Below are 20,289 nucleotides of genomic sequence, written 5' to 3'. Positions count from 1 at the left end.
GAAAAAAATCTCAAAATTGTGGAAAAACCCTTAGGGACTCTCTCCAAAAGGGGCAAATCTACCAAAAATCCGCTTATTGGAACAGGTTTACGGGCAATATCAGTTCCCAGACATTGGGCTGGGCACCCCCCCGGAAGGAGTTGTCCAGCAACCGGCTGTACCTGATCCCGAAACTGACCGACTGCTGGTTCCACCAGCGGGTATCCAGGAACAGCTCGGCCCCCACCGTTCGGAAAGGATAATCGGTAGCCAGGCGGAGACTTCTGCCAATGGTATAATCGAAAAACAGGTTGGAACGCACCCTGAGCAGGTAAACCAGGTTCCCAAGCCCCTTATCAGGATATAACAGCGGGAAATGATAATTCATCCCAAACTTCCACATTTTTGGGAAGTCAATGGCGGAATACCCCCTGGCAAAAGGGAAATTATTGGAGAAAATATATTGCTGCATGGTATCCCGGCTATGAAAAGCAGCCGTCAGTACCAGGGAATGGGTATGACTGAGGCCCGGCAGGAACAGTGAACCACTGGCTAGGAACTGATGCGCCGTTCGCTGGTTCAGCAGGTTCCGGTACTGCAGTACCAGACTTTGGGCAAATTGCGGGTATATCTGCTGAACGGTCTTCTGCACCTGCGACGAATAACTGATCCGGCTTTGCAGGTACGGGAAACTGAGGTCATTCAGCAATTTTCCGGCCAGACCCGTCCAGTTCACCTGCTCCAGGTTGTAAGTGACCTGTAAGGTCAGGTTCCGGTATGCCCTCCCTCCTGTCAGGTTCAGTGGAAGCCTTAGTCCCACATAACCTACCAATTCATTCCAATGCAGCGAGGTATCCCTTGATAACAGGGCCGACCGTTGCCAGGTATTGCTCAATCCGAACACAGGCTGCAGGAAGGATCCGCCATATACCCCGTTATAACCCAGTTTATGGCTTCCCTCATTCTCATTATAGGTATAGGCAATTTCAGACCGGAACGTGTTCAGCACATTTTCGCCATATAGGGTAAAAGAATATTCCGGCTGCTCATAAAATGGCCGGAAACTATGCAGGTTCAACAGGTGGAACGATTTGCGGTACCGGCTAACCGGGTAAGCTGTTTCCGGCAATTGCGCCAGCAGCTGGTGATCTGCGGAAGCATACACGCCCGCAGGCAGGTACAATTCTTTCAGTTCATCCCGCGATGCCACCCGCTCCCAGCGGGGACGGAACAGCCCCAGCCGGTAACCATCCGCAGTGAATACAGGGCATAACAATTGTCCATCGGCACGTAATACCCCCTGGTACAAACCTGTAGCATAAGAAGCCATCCGGAAAGGGCCCTGTTTTTCTTTCGCATCCATATAGGCCCATAGTTCATCACGTCCCTGGTAGGTGGTGGTAAACAGTACCGTATCTCCCTGCACCGTCACATTACCAATGATGCGGTTGGCGGGGGCCATCAACGTGTCCAGCACATGAAAGCCGTTGCTATATTTCATCAGCGACATCTCTCCCGCCGCATTTCTTTCCGTAACATAGATGGCAAGGTCATTGGCAGTAAAACGGGGTTGAGAAAAAAAGATCCCGGCTTTTGACATAGAATCCAGCACCACCCCGGCAGTATCGAACCGCACCAGGCGGGAGTTGCCGTCTATGTCCATGTCCACCGCTACCAATCGGTCACCGGCGGTGGAGATATCCGGAGAAAAATACCTGCTTCTGTTTACCAAAGTTCGCTGCACACCTGTTGCTACATCCAGCAACCTGACAGACTGAAATTCCCGGTTACCCCAGCGGATATCAGGCTGGGAAGCTGCATAAACGATCCTGCCATTGCGGTAGGAGAAATAACGGTCCGTGGAAATATCTTTTACCGCGATCTTCTTTTCTTCCCCATCCGGCCATATCCGGTAGAAGGCGGGAATATGGCGGTTACTCGTCTTCAACACAATCACCGAGCCATCTGCTGCGGCATACGGGTATTGGTAATGGACCACATCATGCACTACTGGCCGGGTGAACCAGTTTACGGTATCTGACCGGAGTGTTTGCCATTGCTGCCGGTAAAACTCCAGGGCATTTTTTACAAATTGCGTGTAACTGGTTCCGGTATGTTTTTTTACCGCTCCCTGGAAAGGATAGAACAGGGGTTTAAAACGTACGGCATCATCAGTTATCTTTCGCCAGATATCATCTCCGTATTGTTTTCTCCCATAAGCCACCAGCAAATAACCCAGCTCATAATGATTGGGCACATAATCGCGCAGCGAGCCGTTCCGCATTTTCATGTAATCATAATTACGACCTGCCAGGAATAACGACTGGTAACTGCTCAGGAACAAGGGCAGTGTACCCCTGCCCTGCCGGGTAAACCGGGTTTCATTGAATACAGCATCTCCCTCAAAAAACCAATCGGGTACAGACATGGCGTTGGTCAGCAACTGTCCCTGCTCCCCCAACACATAACCTGCCAGCTTCGATAGCCCTTTATTGAAATTACTGTACTGCTGTACATGCCGGAACTCATGCACCGCCAGGTTATCCATCCAGTTTACGGCGCCCAGTTGAAAAGCGTTCTGAGGTGGGGTTGTATAGAATTCACTACGATAAGGGGCAAGGCCTACATAAGCGTTTGAGATCACCGTCTGGTTCTGCAACACGATACTCACTTTGCGGATACGGTCGCCTATCGTTTGCACCTGTTGCCGCTGCAATCCATGTACTACCTGCGCCACCCTTTCGGCCCGGGCCTGCCAGCCACGGGGAAAGATCACGCGTACGGTATCCGTATTCACCTGCTGCCATTTTACAGAGGGTGGATTACCACCGAACTCCTGTGCATACAGGCTTACCCAGGAAGCCATACCGATCAGTGTACCAAAAAGTGTCTTTACCATCTGCTCACGAAACTTACTCACGAACCTATACAAAAAACCGTGCCTTTGTGTGCGGGTGCGTGAATAAACTTTCCACACGAAGGCACAAAAGCACGGTTATTTGATTTTCAGGGGATGTTAAGGCTTGAGTATTTCGGTCAGTTTAGCCTGTAACTGTTCCCCATTCAGGTTTTTGGCGATGATCTTTCCCTGCGGGTCCAGCAACAGGTTCTGCGGAATGGCCTGGATACCGTATTGCTGTGCCACAGCATTCTGCCAGTACTTGAGATCTGATACATGCGTCCAGGTCAGGTTATCATCGTGGATCGCCTGCAACCATTTATCCTTGGCATCGGGCCTGTCCAGACTTACACCCAGGATATGGAATCCTTTATCCCTGAAAGCCTGAAATGCTTTTACCACGTTCGGGTTTTCGCGGCGGCAGGGACCACACCAGCTGGCCCAGAAATCGACCAGTAAATATTTACCCCGGAATGAAGATAAACTCACCGGAACACCCAGGGTATCATTCTGGGTAAAGTCCATAGCTTCGCGCCCGATACCTGTTTTCTTGGCAATGGCAATCTGCTCCTGCAGCAAACGGGCGGTAGGCAGGCTCCGGGAAGCGGCGGGCAACTGGTTGAACAGGGGTTCCACTTCATCCGCATTGATATCCCATCCTGCATATTGCGAGATCGCATGTACAGCAACCGGTGATGTAAGGTTATTCTTTACATACGCCTTGTACACCAACCGACTCTCTTTATCCAGGGCGTCCAATTTGTCTTCTGCCGCTTTCCGTGCAGCTTCATCTTTGGCTGCAGCCGCTTTGCTGTATGCGGCGCTGACTTCCCGCATGGCAGCATTCACTGTTTTGAGAGAATTTTCCAACCTGGCATAATCCTCATTGGCCTTGGATCCTTTGATACTGGCATTACTGAACGAATCCACAGATGATACACTGGTGGTTCCTGCGCTCAGGAATACCCGTGCAAAATCCCTGGATGAAACCATCTTAACAGGTTTACCATCGGCATCCGGCAGGTATTTAACACGTAAAAAACCTAATACGGGTTCTGCCAGTTTTCCGGAGAAAATATATGCCCCATCTTTGGGTTCCACACTATCGGTCACATTCTTATCGCCTGCACGATAGGACAGGTAGACTTTCTGCACCGGGAATCCCAGTTTTGTAAACACACCTTTTACCTGGAAGGGTTTCTCGGTTTGGGCCGACACAGAGACCACAACCGACATGAACGCAAAGAATAAACTTTTTTTCATTCTGCTGTATTGATTGATTTGATATCCTACAAATCTAATGGGCTTTTTAGTTTGCAGGTAAAGATTTCTCCAATATAAAAAAACCCGCTGACAGCGGGTCTCTAAAAAGTATTAACGGCTAATTATACCGGTTCGCTGGTCAGGTGCACTTTGGTCATATCCAGGTACTGGTTCTGCAACTGGTGTATGAAGTGAACATCCGGATGATGGCGCCTGTCTTCGCGGTACCACATTTCAATACTGCTGAAATCGCCGGCCCTGGGCACAACAATCCTGAAAGAACCTTTCAGGTATTTTACAGATCCGTCCTCCTGCTGCTGTTTCTGGAAACCCAGTTTCACCAATGCCCCATCGTTTAACTCGATCGGGTACAGATGATCGGGTGAGAACCAGAATTCCTGTACATCGGTTTGCACACAAACCTGTTTTTCGTCTCCGTTCAACCGGACAACTTCTCCATCCCACATTTTTCCTTCATATTCCGCTTTCAGATAGTCTCCGATCCGGATGTCGCTGAATTTAATCATATGGCAATGTTTTAGGAGAATAAGTTACGCTTTATTTGGAGAAGAAACAAGCTTTGTAACGGGGGACAGCGGGGGTATGGTAGCTTTAAGAGATCAGGGCTTTTGGCTGGAAGCCTGGGTAATAGCAGTCACTCGGCGGAGCCGAGCGACTGCTATTACGTTTGCCCTGCAGCGTAGAGGCGGGCAACTATCTTGCCAAACAGCTACTCGGCCCAGCTCATGGTATAACCCGGGTTCTCTATTTCCAGCGCTTCAATGGTTAACTGAAGCGGGTGGAAGGTATCTACCATCACTGCCAGCTCCTGCGTTTCTTTTTTACCGATACTCTTTTCCACAGCACCCGGATGCGGACCATGAGGAATACCCGCCGGATGTAAGGTAATCATGCCACGGGTCACATTCTTGCGGCTCATAAAATCACCCGCCACATAGTACAGCACTTCATCGCTGTCGATATTGCTGTGGTTATAAGGAGCCGGAATGGCATCGGGATGATAATCATAGAGTCTCGGGCAGAAACTGCAAACCACAAAATGATTCGCTTCAAATGTCTGGTGAACCGGCGGTGGCTGGTGTACCCTGCCGGTAATGGGCTCAAAATCATGGATACTGAATGCGAAGGGATAACAACATCCATCCCACCCTACCACATCAAAGGGATGATGGGCATAATGCAATCCGTACAGCATGCCATTCTTTTTGGTTTTGATCAGAAAATCACCTTTCTCATCAAAAGTGACCAGATTCCTGGGGACACGGATATCACGTTCGCAATAAGGTGCATGTTCCAGCAGCTGCCCGTATTTGCTCTGGTAACGTTTGGGGTAACGGATCGGACTAAAACTTTCCACGATGAACAGGCGGTTATCCGCATGGGCAAAATGGATCTGGTAAATGGTGCCGCGCGGGATGACCAGGTAATCGCCCTCGCTGAAAGGCAACTCACCATACTGTGTCACCAGTGTGCCGTTGCCTTCGTGCACAAAGATCATTTCGTCGGCATCCGCATTTTTGTAGAAATAGGTTTTCATGCTTTGCTGCGGTGCCGCCAGTACGATATGGCAGTCATTGTTGACCAGCACCGGCTTACGGCTCTGCAGGTAATCCGCTTCCGGTTGGATGTGAAACCCTTCAAAACTCCGATGTTTCAGCATTTTCTCTTCGGCTATCCTTGGCATAACCGGAACCGGCTCATCTGTATGTATGATCTGGGTGGGCGGATAACAGTGATACAGCAAGGAGTAGTCGTTACTGAACCCCTCGGTTGAAAACAATTGTTCGGAATACAATTTCCCATCCGGCCGGCGGAACTGGGTATGACGTTTGTGCGGAATAGTTCCGAGTGTATGATAATGCGGCATGGTTGATTGAATGAGTAATTAAGAATTAGTAATTAGTAAAGGCAGGGTTACTGCGATTATTCTATCAGCTGAAGGACGTATGGGGTCTGTTGCAGTTGTTATCTTGACAATTGCAGGGTGAGCATGAGGAAATAATATTTCCAGACGCGTTTATCAATCCAGTAGGTGAAGTTCCTGTGGTAGGGCATGGTGGCAATCGTATGGGATAAAGCTACAAACTTCTGATCAGGTTTCATAACCTCTCAGAATAGCTTGAAAGCGAATATATTTTACCACACAAGGCATGGTATAGCGGTTTCAATCAGCGGGCTTCTACGATTTTGTATCGGGTTCCTTTGATCTTTTCATTCTGCACCAGCGATAAAAGGGATTTTACCTTATGCTTTTTAACAGCCACAAATGCATTGCGGTCTTTCACGATGATCAGGCCGATCTCTTCTTTTTCCAGTCGCCCCTTCTGTGTAAAGAATCCCACAATATCCACTTTATTCAGTTTATCTTTTTTACCGCCGTTGATATAAATGGTGACCCACTCAGTTGGTTGGGGAAGTGAGAAAACATCCGGTACATCCAGTTCTTCCGGCCGCTGCCGGATATAATAAGGCAGCGGTTCTTCGCTATGCATCAGCAGGTATGCTGTTCCGGTAGCTTCCATCCTGGCGGTACGGCCATTGCGGTGCGTGAATTCCGCCTCTGTAGAGGGGAGGTGATAATGCACCACGTGTCTGATCTCCGGAATATCCAATCCGCGGGCAGCCAGGTCTGTGGCCACGAGGAATCGTACACTGCCATTGCGGAACTGGATCAGGATCTGCTCGCGCTGCATCTGTTCCATACCTCCATGAAAAGCGGCACAGACAATGCCTTTTTCTTTCAGCAGCGAAGCGGTGCGTTCTACCGCATCCCGATGGTTACAGAAAACCAGCACCGGTTCTGTTCCTATATAAGAAAGCAATGCCACCAACCGGTCGATCTTGTCTTTTTCTTTGGAAATGACCAGTTTCAGGCTGAGTGTATCCGCATCCGGTTGCTCAGAAATATGGTCCAACACCTGTAACCCATCTCCCACACCTGCAAAATCGGGTATTTGAATGGAGGCCGTTGCTGAAACGAATACTTTTTTTTGAATGTTCGGCAAGGATGCGAAGAGGTAAGACATCTCATCTGCAAATCCCAGGGCAAGCGATTTGTCAAACTCATCCAGTACCAGCATGGTCAAAGCTTCGCGGGAAAATGTATCTCTTTTGATATGATCTCCAATCCTTCCGGGCGTACCGATGAGTAAGGCAGGCGGTTCGGCCAGGTTCTGTATCTCTGTCTGCATATCATGTCCGCCATAACAACAGCTCACTTTATATCCTGTTGCCATTTTTTTCCAAACCTGTTCTATCTGTATCGCCAGTTCGCGGGAAGGGGTAAGGATCAGGCACTGTACGCGTTTTTCATCCGCCTTCATCAGTTGCCATACCGGTAACAGGAATGCCAGGGTTTTACCGGAACCAGTGGGCGACAACAGTAATACTTCTTTTTCAGACAGTATTACCCCAATAGTAGATTCCTGCATGGGATTGAGTGCGGATATACCCAGCCGTGACAGTGCGGGTTCGGCAGAAAAAGTTGATTGCATCTGCAAAACTAACACCTCTTCCTTGAATAAAGTCCTCTATTGAGAAGTTACCCTTCAGTATCCGGGGTAACCCAAAACCCTGACCCATTGTATCGCCGAAAAACGAAATACCAGATCCGTTTAATGCATAAATGTCAACCTGAGTTTTCAGGTGATACATACTGCAGACATCTTCCTATTTACCCGATAACGTGGTGCCCATAACACAGCAATGAAAGGATCAGGCACAGCACCCACCGCCCTGCGCTCAACCACCTGGCATTACAAAACCCAGCCAAGCCCATCCGTACCTGCATCGGTACATACCCTGTCCGCTACCCCCATTTTCCCCAATGGATACATTGATAATCAGCAATATACACGCACCCTCTTTCCTTTTCCTGATCTAATTCATTGATTATCCGTGCATAACAGGCAGATAACTTGCAGATAACCCGCAGATAACCCGCCTATGACCCGCAGATAACCTGCCTCTTTAAAGGGGCGGGATATAGGCAGTATATAAGTGGTATTCGTATAGTATATAAGCAGTTTATGGGAGAAGCAAGACACTTTGAGATCCGGAAGCAAGCTGCATACAGGATGTGAAGTGAATAGGTAAAAGGATGGTAGAAAAGGATTGCCATGGCTATTGGATAGCCAACAATGGTTCAATCAGCACAGCACGTTAAGATATATCCAAATCGTACACATCAAGAAAACCGGCCAGTCCAAGGGCGGACACTTTTGTCTTTTTGACCTTGTTACGTGAAGGATCGATGGAAAAATGGACGCTGGTCCGAAGGTCGGCCTTATCCAGAACGGTCTGCAGGAATATGGCCCGGATCAGATCGCAGTGATCGAACACAGAAGCAGTAAGGTCGGCTTCTGTAAAATCCACTTCTTTCAGACTACAGTTACTGAACAGTGTCTTCTTCATTTTCAGTTGAAAAAAAGAGGAAAGATCCAACTGGCAATGGCCAAAATTCACTGAGAACAGTACCGAATCGCAATCCTCAAAATGCAAACCTAGCAGTTTACATTCTTTGAACTGTACACTATTAAAACTCGCTTTATGCAGTTTTACCATGCTCAGATTGCACCCGGTAAAACTGCATTCTGTAAAATGGATCCCCGACAGGTCCATACCGGAGAAATCGCAGTTCTCAAAACGGCAATACTCATAGTCGCCCAACGGCAAGGGTTTTTCTGTAAAATTGATGCGATCGAATACCTTGTCCTCTATATAGGGTCTGTTCATGCTTACGGTTTTATCCTATTAACGCAATGCTGCTATGAGCCTGTCCAGTTCTTCCGGTGTGTTGAATGCATGCAGCACCACGCGTAATCTTTCCTTTCCTTTTGGCACAGTAGGATATAAGATGGCGCGCACGTCCAGATTCTGCTGTTGCAGGTCATCTGCCACTTTCCGAACCGCTTCATTGCCGGGTATGATCACAACCTGTATGGGTGTATCAGATAGCAGTTTCTCAAACCGCAACGGAGCGGACTGAAATTGCCGGATCAGTTGTTGCAGCCTGTACCGCGCTGCCTGCATACCCGGAAAGACCTGGTAACTGTTTTGTATCATGGCCACACTATGTTCCGGCAGGGAAGTGGAATACACCAGGCTCCTTGCAAAATTGATCAGGTAATCCCGCAGGTTCCGGGACCCCAGCACCACGGCACCATGACAACCACAGGCTTTCCCGAAAGTATGAACCCGGGCAAATACCGATCCTTGCAGGCCAAGATGTTGTACCAGTCCCTCACCCCTCTCACCCACTACACCGGTAGCATGCGCCTCATCGATGATCAGGTGCGAATGGGATTGACGACTGATGGCTACCAGTTCTTCTAAAGGACAGGTATCCCCATCCATACTGAAAACAGATTCTGTCACGATAAAAACCGTACCGGTTGCATGCGCCATTTTTTTTTGCAGGTCAGCCATATCATTATGGGCAAAGGCAAAGGACTGTGCAAACGATAACCGGATACCATCCCGGATAGAAGCATGCGAGAGCTGATCGTACAGGATCGTATCCCCTTTCTGCGGAACCGAAGAAAGCAGGCCCAGATTGGCATCATAACCCGAGTTGAATATCAGCGCAGCCTCTGCTTCATGGAAACGTGCCAGTTGCTGCTCTGTTTCCTCTATCAAAGCATAATTCCCCGCCAGTAATCTTGAGCCTGTAGAACCTGAATGCATTTCTGCAACAGGATTTTTCAGCAGCCGGTCGTGAACGATACCCAGGTAATCATTCGAACAGAAATCGGTCTTCCCCCCAGGCAGGCGCAGTTGCCGAAATGCATGCCCCTGCTTCCGTTCATTCAGTTTTTTCTGCAAAAAATCATCCCGGTACATATACCAAAACTAACGGATTGTACCAGATATTTGCCCAACAACCCACAAATCAAATCATTCACTCATTCACTCATTCACTCATCCACTCATTAACCATGGACCTCTCCCAACACACCAAAAACATCCTCGGCCTGCAACTACCCACCGATCCCCGTTGGGTTGACCTTGCCAATATCTCGCTGGAAGCCATCCTCACCGACCATGCGTATTGTGAGCAGAAAGCAGCTACTACCTGTATTACCCTGATACAGCGGTATTCAGACAAGGAGCGGCTGGTGTCAGAGCTGGCTCCGATTGTAACGGAAGAATGGGGACATTTCAGGCTGGTATTGAATGAGCTGCACAAAAGGAACCTGAAGCTGGGTAAACAACGCAGGGATGAATATGTAAACAAACTGATCGAGTTCCAGAAAAAAGGAGGCAGTCCGGAAGACCGGCTGCTGGACCATCTGCTCACCATGGCCATGATAGAAGCCCGTAGTTGTGAACGCTTCAAGCGACTGAGTGAAGGTTTGCCGGATGCCTATCTGCGAAAGTTCTACCGCAGGTTCATGGAAAGCGAAGCGGGACATTATACTTTATTTATCGATCTGGCTGAAACCTATCTTGGCAAAGCCAAGGTAAAAAAGCGCTGGAAAGAATGGCTGGCCCACGAGACCGAGATCATGAAAGACCTGGAGATCAGGGGCGATCGGATCCATTGATCTGAGCCGCTGTTGATCAGTCACCTCAAAGATGGTCTCTGAAATATTCCAGTTCACCCGAAAGATCAAGATATGGGTAACGCTCCTGTAAGGATTGGGTCTTGACCAGGTAGGTTTTCAGGAACTTCTGGTGTTGGGAAGTTGCGGGATTGAAAGGTTTGTGCTGAAAAGCCAGGTTCAGTTCCGCGATCTCTTTCATCAACGATCGTGTTTCTTCATTCATGCAGGCATCGGTGAATTTATCCCATACATATTGCGTTGCATGGTAGTTGGGATGTACCAGGTCCTCTGCATAAAACCGGTAATCGCGCAGGTCATCGATCACTAATTCGTAGGCTGGGAAATAATACAACTGCTCAAAATTGTCTACCAGTTCATGTACCGCCTGTATGAGTACCGCTTTGCTGCGATTGTTCTCGATCACGCCTTCCCGCAGGTGCCGTACCGGGCTGATGGTGAAAATGATCTGTAACGAGGGATTATATGCCTGTAATTTCCTGACCATATCACCCAGCAATACAACTGCTTCTGTTACCGGCATCAGTCTTTTCCGGAACCAGCTGGCCGGTGCTTTATGGTTATTCGCAGCTACAGAACCCGGAACTGCATTGGTAGCTTCTGAGGTTAACGTGTATAACCAGGCAGAGCCCAATGTGATCATGAGGTGATCAGTATGTTTCAGGTATTGGTGTGCCTGCGTAATGGAGCCATTGATCTTACTGATACATTCCTCAGCAGTGATGCCCGAATAACGGCTATGGTGTTTCCAGCTATGCCAGGTCTCGTTGTGCAGGAAAATATCAGAGGCGGTGAACAATTTTCCGGAAAGATAAGTGTCCACTGCTTCTGCCACGCTTACGGGATTGAACAGGATCCCGTTCGGGTTCTCCAGTACTTTGAATTTATGTTTACGCAATTTATCGCCGATATTCTCTGTAAAACAGGAACCCATCAGCATCAGTTGTTGCGGATGCTGAACAGGTTTGGGTGCGCGTTTGATATCAAATTCAAAATGAAACTTCATGGTCAGTGTACAAATATGTCAGCAGCGATCTGCAAACTCTCTGCCAATGCTTTTTTGTTAAGGTGCTGCAAGAATCCCTTTTGTTCAAAATAACCTATCAGTAATTCCGTATCCATGTTGCCCACCAGTTCATCCTGCGCCATCGGGCAGCCTCCGATACCTTTCAGGGCACCGTCAAAACGGAGGCAACCGGCATCCAGCGCCGCTTCGGTTTTTGCCAGCCATTGGCCGGGACCAGAATGCAGGTGCACCCCAAACCGAATATCCGGATACCTGGGAATGAGTGTCTGCAAGGCAAATCGTATCTGTACAGGTGTTGCCACGCCAACGGTATCAGCCAGTGAAAGCGTATGGATCCCGCGCCGGTGCATCTCATCCGCCCAGTGCAGCAGGATATCTTCCGTATACGCGTCGCCATAAGGATTACCGAATCCCATACTCAGGTATACCACCATCTCCTTGTTGTTCTTGATACAAAGTTCCTGTATCGATTCCACCCGTTGCACACTTTCTTCCAGGGTGCTGTTGGCATTCCGCAATTGGAATGTGGGTGATAAGGAAAAGGGAAAACCCAGGTAACGGATCTCATCGAACACAACGGCTTCTTCGGCACCACGGGTATTGGCAACGATGGCCAGCAGTTGGGTTGCCGACCCTGACAGGTCCAGCCCTGCGATCACTTCTCTTGTATCGGCCATTTGCGGAATGGCTTTGGGCGAAACGAAACTGCCAAAATCAAGTGTATCAAAACCCACCTGTAGTAAGGCATTCAGGTAACGGATCTTATCGGCTGTTGCGATAAAACGCGGCCATCCCTGCATGGCATCGCGGGGACACTCGACCAACGTGAGTGGTGAGTGGTGAGTGGTGAGTGAGGTGTTCATCGTATCCATTACTTACCCATACGGTGTTTCATCGCTTCATATAAAATGATACCGCTGGCTACGGACACATTGAAAGAATCGAAACCGGTTGCCATAGGTATCTTGAAAAAATGATCTGCAGCTTTGGCCAGATAAGGCTGAACCCCCTTACCCTCATCGCCCATGATGATACAACAGGGATCGGTAAAAGGAAGTTCAAAAACATTTTTCTCCGCCCGCATTTCGCTGGTAAATACGAGTATGCCGTTCAGGTGCAAGGTATCCACCGCTTTCAGCAAACTGTTCACGCGGCAGATATGGATCTGTTCCAGTGCGCCGGCACTGCTTTTCATGGCTTCTTCATTCAAGGCACCTACCCCTTTGTCGGGGATGATGATGGCCTGTGCGCCGCAACAGACGGCACTTCTGGCAATAGCACCGATATTCCTGACATCGGTGACCCCATCCAGCATCAGGAACAGGGGAAGTTCTCCTTTGGAAACCACGTAATCGATCACCTGTTGCAGGTCCATGTACTGAACACGCGCCACAAAAGCCAGCACACCCTGGTGATTGGCCTTGGTCATACCATTCAGTTTCTCTACCGGCACCAGTTGGATAGGCACGTTCTGGTCACGGGCCAGTTTACGGATCGTATTGATCACATCACCGGAAGCATTCTTCTGCAACAAGATCTTATCGATCGCTTTCCCTGTTTGCAGGGCTTCTACCAGCGGCTGCCGGCCAATGATTAAGGAGCTTTGTTTGATAGCCATCTGCAAATGTACTTATTTCCATTGCCCTTCCGAAAAGAGGGCTTTCTTCTCATTTGATTGCTATCTACCGTTTCCGAAGCGAGTTGGGCAGGCACACTAAGAGGTATACGATGACCAGGCCCACCAATGCAAATTTGGCCGCCGCGCAGAAAAAAGTGAGCCGCAGCGACATCTCATCATAATTACCCGCAAGGGTCTTCAGCATCAGCAGGTTTTCTGCAATATCCAGTATACCTGCTACCCATACGGCTTTCGCCAGGAAGATACCTGTTTGTGCCAGCCAGCTTTTTGGATCCCATTTCATAGCCGTTATCTCGGCAGACAGGGAAAGAAAGAGAACATAGGTGACAATGAAGACAAAATCGAGCCAGATATTCATTTTGGCAACAGACAGGTTCCAGCCTGTCAAAGTGGTTTGCAACAATGTCCAGCTGTTGGCAAATTCCAGGTCCACAATGCCATGCGGACTGGTGGGCGTTTTGAGACCGCTGCCCTGCCATTGCATCACAACGACCATGATCATACAACCGACAGCAGTTACGGTAAGGTTCCTTTTCATACCTGTTGATTGAAGGGGTTAACAAGCGCGAGCCTGTCAAAGATACTCAACCTCATTACGGAAAACAAAAAGCCCCTGCTGGTGAGCAGGGGCCTGATTATGTGGTTGTTGAAAGAATTATTTTACGCCGAAAGCTTTTTTCACTTTGGTAACATAATCCAGTTTCTCCCAGGTGAACAGTTCCACTTTTACTTTCTTCACTTTACCGTTAGGCAGGGTGAACTCTTTGGTTACCACTTCGTTCTTGCGACCCATGTGACCGTAAGCAGCGGTTTCACTGTACATTGGGGTACGCAGTTTCAGACGCTGCTCAATAAAGTAAGGACGCATATCAAAAATGCTTTCCACGATCTTACCGATCTGACCGTCTGTCAGCTGAACCTTGGCAGTACCGTATGTATTCACGTTGATAGAAGTAGGTTGTGCTACACCGATGGCGTAAGATACCTGAACCAGCACTTCATCCGCAATACCAGCAGCTACCAGGTTTTTTGCGATGTGGCGGGTTGCATAGGCTGCTGAACGGTCTACCTTGCTGGGATCTTTTCCACTGAAAGCACCACCACCGTGTGCTCCTTTACCACCGTAGGTATCTACGATGATCTTACGGCCGGTCAGACCGGTATCGCCATGCGGACCACCGATCACGAACTTACCGGTTGGGTTGATATGGTACTTGATCTTATCGTTAAACAGTTTTGCGTATTTCTTGTACTTGGCTTTCACCCTGGGGATCAGGATGTTGACGATGTCTTCTTTGATCTTTGCCAGCATTTTGGCTTCAGTATCAAAATCATCGTGCTGGGTAGACACCACGATCGCATCGATACGAACAGGGCGATTGTTATCGTCATACTCCAATGTCACCTGGCTTTTCGCGTCAGGGCGGAGATATTTGATCTGTTTGTTCTCTCTTCTCAGCGCAGCCAGTTCGATCAGTATCTTATGTGCCAGATCAAGTGCCAGCGGCATATAATCATCTGTTTCGTTGGATGCATAACCAAACATCATTCCCTGGTCGCCTGCGCCCTGCTCTTCTTTTTTCTTACGGTCAACTCCCTGGTTGATATCGGCAGACTGCTCATGAATGGCAGACAGGATCCCACAGCTATTTGCTTCGAACATGTATTCGCTCTTGGTATAACCGATCTTACGGATTACGCCACGGGCAATTTCCTGAACGTCCAGGTAAGCTTTTGATTTCACCTCGCCCGCGAGTACCACCTGACCGGTAGTAACCAGTGTTTCGCAAGCCACTTTCGACTGTGCGTCGAAGGCAAGAAAGTTATCGATCAATGCATCTGAAATCTGGTCGGCTACTTTGTCCGGATGTCCTTCAGATACGCTCTCAGAAGTAAACAAATAAGGCATATTAGGTTGTTTATAATGGGTGCAAATATAGAATAATGTAAATACTCTATTAAATCCGTGAGAAAATAATCCGTAAACGCATACGGAACCGGGAGTGGGTACCGCCTCCGAGCCTTACCCGTCCATCCCCTGCATCATTTCCGATGGAAGGATTGAGGTAATAGAGCGCGTTACCGGTATTTCCCGGATAAGGAGGGGTATAATGCAAAGAATCGTTAGTGGGGGCTGATATACGCAGGGTATAAGCGGTGTCTTTCCGGGTAACGATCCCCTGTACATAACGACTGAGGTCAAAATGGTAGGCAGCTACATTGTCGTACCCCTGTATTGCTTTGGAGGTAAGATAACCTCCGAAACTGGAAATATTGGGACCGCTGCTGCTGATAGTATAATCGTTGGGAATATTCCTTTTACTTCCGATGGCAGAGTCGTACCTGCTCAGCAACAGATACCTGGGGGGTACCATCTGCTTTTCAATTGTATTGAGATTAACATCGTCCGGAACCTGTTCTGCGATCAGTTCCGCCCGGTGAATGATCCGGTTGGAAAGATTCTGTAAACCCGGGATCCTCACCCTTACATAGGTACCGGGTGTAGTTTGCACATAGACCATCGAGTCTGATTTGGGCGTGGTGGTCAGGTATTTGGCTGCTTCGCTGCCAGTCCGGTTACGCAAAACCAGGTTCACATTACCACTGCTCACGGTATTCATCCGGAAATAACTTACCGCAGTATCGCGCTGTGTGGCACCGGTTGAACTGGAACTGTAATACAGTGCGAACTTGGTATTGGTATCCGCCAGATTCACTTTCAACAGGGCATTGGCGCCTGCTGCATCTGCCGTTACCGCAAATCCGGAGAAATACAGACGGAAAGTAGAATCGGTCAGATAGGCATTGGTAGAATCGTAGGTCTTGAGGAATCGTGTAGCAACAGATTTGTTCAGCGGGATCCGGATCTGGTTCTTGGCATTCTCATAACGATTATTCACTGAATCACCCAGCCTCCTGATATCAAAAGTACGGGAGGACCCCAGCGACTGTCCAAGATTGATGTTTACCGCAGAACTATAATTAGACGGATAGGCACGGTAAGGATCCAGCGGGGTATTGTTGTCTATTTCAAATACATTCAACCGGATAGGCGCCGTAGAATCTCCATAGAGCCCCTTGTAACTGAGGATCAATACGGCAGAGTCCACCACGATACTGTCTTTATGTCCCGGAATATAAAAGGGATAACTGGCAGGTTTCAGCTCAAAGAACAGAGAAGCCTGCGTTTTGCCGAAAAGTGGATCCGTATTGATATAACCGAGCAATTGGTTATCGCTCTTATAGATGCGGGTAGAGTCAAAATCCTCGTATGTGTCTGTAAGAACATCCAGAATGGTGTCTTTGGTAATCACACCGTCAATGGCAGGGATCAGTCCCGAACCAACATCTGTAGAAGAAATACGCGTGCAGCCTGTCAGAAAAATGAGCAAAACAACACCGGAAATAAAGATTCTACGCAGCGTAAAAAGTGAATGCATGAGTTAGTGATTACTTGCCCGCAAGGTCGTTGTACAATTCTAAATACTCTGTTAAATCAGAATCCCATCCCTTGAAAGGAACTATCTTCTTTCCTTTCACTTTTGCGAAATCCTCAACGAGTTTCTTTTCTATTTTATCGGCACCGAAAGTGATAGCATCTGCAAAGCTGGCTCCGCCACGGAACATGGCCGTATTGTTACCTTCTTTGAAGGCTTCCAGGTCCTTGTCTTTGATATTGCCGTTGATGATGGCTTTCTGCACAAAATCGGCCCCAAGTTTTTCCTTGAATGTGTTCTGTCCGATCGTGAAGATCACTTTGCTGTTACCGAATACCGGCTCTTTTTTATAGGCGGTTTTGATGTAAGCAGGAATCAGGCCCGTCATCCAGCCACTGCAATGGATCACATCCGGGGGCCATCCGAATTTCTTAACGGTTTCCAGGGCTCCCTTACAGAAGAAAACGGTGCGGAGTATGTTATCATCAAACCAGGTCTCCTCATCATCATGGAATACCTGCTTTCGTTTAAAAAAGTCTTCGTTCTCCAGAAAATACACCTGTAAACGGGCGTTGGGTAAAGAAGCCACTTTGATCTGTAATGGATAATCGTCGTTATCTACCGACACATTGATGCCCGAAAGCCTCACCACCTCGTGTAAACGATGCCTTCTCTCATTGATCACCCCAAAGCGTGGCATGATGCACCTCACTTCCAAACCACTGTCATTGCTTTTGATCGCCAGCTTGTTGATCACCTCGGCGAACTCGGTGAGCTCAAGGTAAGGCGACATTTCTGTAGCAATGAATAAAATTCTTTTCTTTGTTGACATTAGTACGTGAATTTTAGCACGATGCTGGAAAAATCAGTTGGCAAAGTTACGTAAAATGCACCGAAAAGCAACGCAAATCCGGCTTTTGCCCAAATCGACCCCAAATGATCCTACTAAAAACAGCTTCTGAGCTATCCCGTTTACTTGCTTCACGGAGAGATTCCGGGGCCCGGATTGGCTTTGTTCCCACCATGGGGGCATTACATCCCGGACACCTGAAACTGGTTGATCATAGTAAAAAAAATAGTGATACCACGGTGGTGAGCATTTTTGTGAACCCCACCCAGTTCAACGACCCGAACGACTACACCCGTTACCCCATTACACTGGAAAAAGACATTTACCTGCTGGAGCAGGCCGGTTGTAACATATTATTTCTTCCTGCCATAGAAGAGATTTACCCTGAAGGAACTTCCTTAGAGGAGCCCTATGCCCTGGGCTACCTGGAAACCCTGTTGGAGGGTAAATACCGTCCGGGACATTTCCAGGGGGTCTGCCAGGTAGTGCACCGGTTGCTGGAACTGGTACAACCCTCCCTCCTGTTCATGGGTCAGAAAGATTATCAGCAATGTATGGTGGTCCGGCAACTCATCCACCTGAAGCAGTTGCCCGTTGCATTACATATCATCCCTACCCTGCGCGAAACATCCGGGCTGGCCCTGAGCAGCCGTAACCTGCGGCTCTCTGAAAAAGATAAGGAAGCGGCCACCGCTATTTACCGCTCGCTGCAGATGATCCGGAACGAACTGCGTCCCGGTAACCTGGAGCCACTCATCACCAGGGCCGTTGCTAAAATCAGGGCCGCCGGTTTTGAGCAAATAGATTATGTATCCATCGCATCCGCACAGGACCTTTCGGAAGTGAGAGACTGGGATGGGCATAGTCCGCTGGTGGCATTGGTAGCGGCTTTTATTAGTGGCGTTCGCCTTATTGATAACCTCCCCTTGACGGGAGCAGGTAGTCTGTCATGATAACTCAACCGGTTATCACCTGTTAAAAGGATTATTAAAATTGCTTGTGTAACTTGCCAACGAATATGCCGCTATGAAGAAACGTTTGTTATTTGCGATACAATACCTGTTTTTCCTGGGTCTGGGGGTATTCCTGGTATGGTGGAGCCTGCACCAGATACCGGATGATAAATGGGGACAGTTCAAACGTTCGCTCGAAACGGCTAATTACTGGCTGATGTTGCCGGTTTTCCTGATCCTGTCTCTCAGCCACCTGCTCAGGGCGTTACGCTGGCGTATCCTGATGATGCCCATGGGTTACAGACCTTCACTTTCGAATACTTTTTTCGCGGTGATGATTGGCTATCTGGCCAACCTGGCGGTACCGCGGCTGGGTGAAGTGTTGAAATGCACCATCCTTGCCAAATATGAAAAAGTACCAGCCGAAAAACTGGTGGGCACCATCGTGGCAGAGCGAGCGGTGGATGTGATCAGCCTGGGACTGGTATTCCTGCTGGCCCTTTTCAGCCAGTTTGAAGTGGTAGGCGAATTTGCACATCAACTGTTCAGACAATTATTCGAGAACGGGAGCGGCAGCCTGTCGCTGGTAAAATTAGGTATTGTGGCGGCAGTCGTGATCGTGCTGACGATCGCTATCAGGATCTGGTTCGACCAATTCTCACATCTCAGGATTGTGATGGTGACCAAAAAGATATTACTGGGTATCTGGGAAGGACTGAACAGCATCCGGAACCTGCAGCAAAAAAGATATTTTATTTTGTACAGTGCGGCCATTTGGTTACTCTATATTGTAGGCACCTGGGTGGGTTTACTGGCAACGGATGGAACTTCGCATCTGGGTTTGCGTGCTGCCACTTCCGGTCTGGCATTTGCCAGCATTGGCATGATCGTTACCCCTGGCGGGATTGGCGCTTATGCCTATTTCCTGGCCAAAGTGCTGGAGAAAAACGATATCCCCTTCGAGATCGGTTTTGCCAACGGAACCCTTCAGTGGTTCGTTCAATTCATCATCGTGGTGCTCGTGGGTTCTATTTGCCTGTTATTACTGCCTTATTACAACAAAAAGAAAAAACATGAGAGCCGTTAGTGCCATCGAAAAAAAGATATTCACCCTGCCCCAGTTACAGGCACAGATCGCCAGCTGGCGGGTAACCCATAAGACCATCGCTTTTACCAATGGCTGTTTCGATATCCTGCACGAAGGGCATATTGCCTCACTTTCGCAGGCAGCTTCGGAAGCCGATTACCTGGTAGTGGGCGTGAACAGCGATAGCAGCACCAAAAAACTCAAAGGTCCTGACAGACCGGTCAACCAGGAACATAGTCGCGCCCTGATGCTGGCCAGTCTCTGTATCGTGGATGCCGTAGTGATCTTTGAAGAAGACACCCCTTTGCAACTGATCAAGGCAATCCTGCCCGATGTACTGGTGAAAGGCGGCGATTATACCCTTGAACAGATCGTGGGTGCCAAAGAAGTGATAGCCAATGGCGGGCGGGTTGTGATCAATCCTATTCTTCCCGGTTTTTCTACTACAGGCATCATCCGGCAGATCAAAGCATCTTTCTCCTGAACCCTGACTGGTGTATTTGCCGGAGAGAACCCTGTTTATCAGTAAACTTAACATTATTGAAAAACTGCATTTCTTATATTTGGTATG

19 protein-coding genes are annotated in these 20,289 nt (G+C 48.5%); 4 read left to right on the top strand and 15 right to left on the bottom strand.

Features of this window, described 5'->3' with window-relative positions:
* Nucleotides 1-73: 73 nt before the first annotated feature.
* The 8 genes from ACH3Y6_RS11495 to ACH3Y6_RS11460 all read right to left on the bottom strand — a co-directional run bounded on the left by ACH3Y6_RS11495 (nucleotide 74) and on the right by ACH3Y6_RS11460 (nucleotide 10,003).
* Nucleotides 74-2,878: a TolB-like translocation protein gene (locus ACH3Y6_RS11495; protein WP_490835757.1), complete on the bottom strand. Its 2,805-nt coding sequence runs from the start codon at nucleotides 2,876-2,878 to the stop codon at nucleotides 74-76.
* Between the two features lie 117 nt (nucleotides 2,879-2,995).
* Nucleotides 2,996-4,141 (bottom strand): redoxin domain-containing protein, encoded by a 1,146-nt coding sequence (locus ACH3Y6_RS11490; protein ID WP_490835756.1) that lies wholly within the window; start codon nucleotides 4,139-4,141, stop codon nucleotides 2,996-2,998.
* A 122-nt stretch (nucleotides 4,142-4,263) separates the two neighbouring features.
* On the bottom strand, nucleotides 4,264-4,668 hold the full coding sequence (locus ACH3Y6_RS11485) for a hypothetical protein (RefSeq protein ID WP_490835755.1): 405 nt from the start codon (nucleotides 4,666-4,668) through the stop codon (nucleotides 4,264-4,266).
* A gap of 203 nt (nucleotides 4,669-4,871) precedes the next feature.
* A complete protein-coding gene (locus ACH3Y6_RS11480; protein ID WP_490835754.1) occupies nucleotides 4,872-6,029 on the bottom strand; it encodes a homogentisate 1,2-dioxygenase in 1,158 nt (385 codons plus the stop codon).
* Between the two features lie 98 nt (nucleotides 6,030-6,127).
* On the bottom strand, nucleotides 6,128-6,265 hold the full coding sequence (locus tag ACH3Y6_RS11475; protein ID WP_490835753.1) for a hypothetical protein: 138 nt from the start codon (nucleotides 6,263-6,265) through the stop codon (nucleotides 6,128-6,130).
* Between the two features lie 65 nt (nucleotides 6,266-6,330).
* The gene (locus ACH3Y6_RS11470) at nucleotides 6,331-7,656 is read right to left on the bottom strand and encodes a DEAD/DEAH box helicase (protein ID WP_490835752.1); all 1,326 of its coding nucleotides are present in this window, start codon (nucleotides 7,654-7,656) and stop codon (nucleotides 6,331-6,333) included.
* 667 nt (nucleotides 7,657-8,323) lie between these two features.
* The gene (locus ACH3Y6_RS11465) at nucleotides 8,324-8,896 is read right to left on the bottom strand and encodes a pentapeptide repeat-containing protein (RefSeq protein WP_490835751.1); all 573 of its coding nucleotides are present in this window, start codon (nucleotides 8,894-8,896) and stop codon (nucleotides 8,324-8,326) included.
* A gap of 18 nt (nucleotides 8,897-8,914) precedes the next feature.
* On the bottom strand, nucleotides 8,915-10,003 hold the full coding sequence (locus ACH3Y6_RS11460; protein ID WP_490835750.1) for an aminotransferase class I/II-fold pyridoxal phosphate-dependent enzyme: 1,089 nt from the start codon (nucleotides 10,001-10,003) through the stop codon (nucleotides 8,915-8,917).
* 95 nt (nucleotides 10,004-10,098) lie between these two features.
* Between ACH3Y6_RS11460 and ACH3Y6_RS11455 the strand changes: the two genes are divergently transcribed.
* Nucleotides 10,099-10,707 carry a MiaE family protein gene (locus tag ACH3Y6_RS11455; RefSeq protein WP_490835749.1) on the top strand — a complete coding sequence of 203 codons (609 nt, stop codon included), beginning with the start codon at nucleotides 10,099-10,101 and terminating at the stop codon, nucleotides 10,705-10,707.
* Between the two features lie 25 nt (nucleotides 10,708-10,732).
* On the opposite strand, the gene ACH3Y6_RS11450 is transcribed toward ACH3Y6_RS11455, so the two are convergent.
* The 7 genes from ACH3Y6_RS11450 to ACH3Y6_RS11420 all read right to left on the bottom strand — a co-directional run bounded on the left by ACH3Y6_RS11450 (nucleotide 10,733) and on the right by ACH3Y6_RS11420 (nucleotide 17,660).
* Nucleotides 10,733-11,731 carry a GSCFA domain-containing protein gene (locus ACH3Y6_RS11450; protein ID WP_490835748.1) on the bottom strand — a complete coding sequence of 333 codons (999 nt, stop codon included), beginning with the start codon at nucleotides 11,729-11,731 and terminating at the stop codon, nucleotides 10,733-10,735.
* Between the two features lie 2 nt (nucleotides 11,732-11,733).
* The gene (locus ACH3Y6_RS11445) at nucleotides 11,734-12,624 is read right to left on the bottom strand and encodes a hydroxymethylglutaryl-CoA lyase (protein ID WP_490835747.1); all 891 of its coding nucleotides are present in this window, start codon (nucleotides 12,622-12,624) and stop codon (nucleotides 11,734-11,736) included.
* Entirely contained in the window at nucleotides 12,624-13,370 is a 747-nt protein-coding gene (gene rlmB / locus ACH3Y6_RS11440) for a 23S rRNA (guanosine(2251)-2'-O)-methyltransferase RlmB (RefSeq protein WP_490835746.1), read from the bottom strand. The genes ACH3Y6_RS11445 and rlmB overlap by 1 nt, the downstream gene beginning before the upstream one ends.
* Nucleotides 13,371-13,434: 64 nt before the next feature.
* The gene (locus tag ACH3Y6_RS11435) at nucleotides 13,435-13,929 is read right to left on the bottom strand and encodes a hypothetical protein (protein WP_490835745.1); all 495 of its coding nucleotides are present in this window, start codon (nucleotides 13,927-13,929) and stop codon (nucleotides 13,435-13,437) included.
* 117 nt (nucleotides 13,930-14,046) lie between these two features.
* Nucleotides 14,047-15,300 carry a methionine adenosyltransferase gene (metK, locus tag ACH3Y6_RS11430; RefSeq protein ID WP_490835744.1) on the bottom strand — a complete coding sequence of 418 codons (1,254 nt, stop codon included), beginning with the start codon at nucleotides 15,298-15,300 and terminating at the stop codon, nucleotides 14,047-14,049.
* 49 nt (nucleotides 15,301-15,349) lie between these two features.
* Nucleotides 15,350-16,831, bottom strand: a complete 1,482-nt coding sequence (locus tag ACH3Y6_RS11425) for a DUF4270 family protein (protein ID WP_490835743.1) — start codon at nucleotides 16,829-16,831, stop codon at nucleotides 15,350-15,352.
* Nucleotides 16,832-16,841: 10 nt separating this feature from the next.
* A complete protein-coding gene (locus ACH3Y6_RS11420; RefSeq protein WP_490835742.1) occupies nucleotides 16,842-17,660 on the bottom strand; it encodes a glycogen/starch synthase in 819 nt (272 codons plus the stop codon).
* 104 nt (nucleotides 17,661-17,764) lie between these two features.
* On the opposite strand from ACH3Y6_RS11420, the gene panC reads away from it, so the two are divergent.
* The 3 genes from panC to rfaE2 all read left to right on the top strand — a co-directional run bounded on the left by panC (nucleotide 17,765) and on the right by rfaE2 (nucleotide 20,202).
* Entirely contained in the window at nucleotides 17,765-18,631 is an 867-nt protein-coding gene (gene panC, locus ACH3Y6_RS11415) for a pantoate--beta-alanine ligase (protein WP_490835741.1), read from the top strand.
* Nucleotides 18,632-18,704: 73 nt separating this feature from the next.
* Complete coding sequence (locus ACH3Y6_RS11410) at nucleotides 18,705-19,718, top strand: lysylphosphatidylglycerol synthase transmembrane domain-containing protein (RefSeq protein WP_490835740.1); 1,014 nt, start codon at nucleotides 18,705-18,707, stop codon at nucleotides 19,716-19,718.
* Nucleotides 19,705-20,202, top strand: coding sequence for a D-glycero-beta-D-manno-heptose 1-phosphate adenylyltransferase (rfaE2, locus tag ACH3Y6_RS11405; RefSeq protein WP_490835739.1), 498 nt, complete (start codon nucleotides 19,705-19,707; stop codon nucleotides 20,200-20,202). Before ACH3Y6_RS11410 ends, rfaE2 begins: the two co-directional genes overlap by 14 nt.
* The last annotated feature ends 87 nt before the right edge of the window (nucleotides 20,203-20,289 follow it).

This window comes from Sediminibacterium sp. FW305-C-269, assembly GCF_058231045.1.
This window is presented reverse-complemented; position numbering and strand designations above follow the sequence as displayed.

Excerpts from the sequence above, each read along its gene's own strand:
- ACH3Y6_RS11495 (WP_490835757.1), bottom strand. The coding sequence starts at position 2,878 with ATGGTAAAGACACTTTTTGGTACACTGATCGGTATGGCTTCCTGGGTA.
- ACH3Y6_RS11490 (WP_490835756.1), bottom strand. The coding sequence starts at position 4,141 with ATGAAAAAAAGTTTATTCTTTGCGTTCATGTCGGTTGTGGTCTCTGTG.
- ACH3Y6_RS11485 (WP_490835755.1), bottom strand. The coding sequence starts at position 4,668 with ATGATTAAATTCAGCGACATCCGGATCGGAGACTATCTGAAAGCGGAA.
- ACH3Y6_RS11480 (WP_490835754.1), bottom strand. The coding sequence starts at position 6,029 with ATGCCGCATTATCATACACTCGGAACTATTCCGCACAAACGTCATACC.
- ACH3Y6_RS11475 (WP_490835753.1), bottom strand. The coding sequence starts at position 6,265 with ATGAAACCTGATCAGAAGTTTGTAGCTTTATCCCATACGATTGCCACC.
- ACH3Y6_RS11470 (WP_490835752.1), bottom strand. The coding sequence starts at position 7,656 with ATGCAATCAACTTTTTCTGCCGAACCCGCACTGTCACGGCTGGGTATA.
- ACH3Y6_RS11465 (WP_490835751.1), bottom strand. The coding sequence starts at position 8,896 with ATGAACAGACCCTATATAGAGGACAAGGTATTCGATCGCATCAATTTT.
- ACH3Y6_RS11460 (WP_490835750.1), bottom strand. The coding sequence starts at position 10,003 with ATGTACCGGGATGATTTTTTGCAGAAAAAACTGAATGAACGGAAGCAG.
- ACH3Y6_RS11455 (WP_490835749.1), top strand. The coding sequence starts at position 10,099 with ATGGACCTCTCCCAACACACCAAAAACATCCTCGGCCTGCAACTACCC.
- ACH3Y6_RS11450 (WP_490835748.1), bottom strand. The coding sequence starts at position 11,731 with ATGAAGTTTCATTTTGAATTTGATATCAAACGCGCACCCAAACCTGTT.
- ACH3Y6_RS11445 (WP_490835747.1), bottom strand. The coding sequence starts at position 12,624 with ATGGATACGATGAACACCTCACTCACCACTCACCACTCACCACTCACG.
- rlmB (WP_490835746.1), bottom strand. The coding sequence starts at position 13,370 with ATGGCTATCAAACAAAGCTCCTTAATCATTGGCCGGCAGCCGCTGGTA.
- ACH3Y6_RS11435 (WP_490835745.1), bottom strand. The coding sequence starts at position 13,929 with ATGAAAAGGAACCTTACCGTAACTGCTGTCGGTTGTATGATCATGGTC.
- metK (WP_490835744.1), bottom strand. The coding sequence starts at position 15,300 with ATGCCTTATTTGTTTACTTCTGAGAGCGTATCTGAAGGACATCCGGAC.
- ACH3Y6_RS11425 (WP_490835743.1), bottom strand. The coding sequence starts at position 16,831 with ATGCATTCACTTTTTACGCTGCGTAGAATCTTTATTTCCGGTGTTGTT.
- ACH3Y6_RS11420 (WP_490835742.1), bottom strand. The coding sequence starts at position 17,660 with ATGTCAACAAAGAAAAGAATTTTATTCATTGCTACAGAAATGTCGCCT.
- panC (WP_490835741.1), top strand. The coding sequence starts at position 17,765 with ATGATCCTACTAAAAACAGCTTCTGAGCTATCCCGTTTACTTGCTTCA.
- ACH3Y6_RS11410 (WP_490835740.1), top strand. The coding sequence starts at position 18,705 with ATGAAGAAACGTTTGTTATTTGCGATACAATACCTGTTTTTCCTGGGT.
- rfaE2 (WP_490835739.1), top strand. The coding sequence starts at position 19,705 with ATGAGAGCCGTTAGTGCCATCGAAAAAAAGATATTCACCCTGCCCCAG.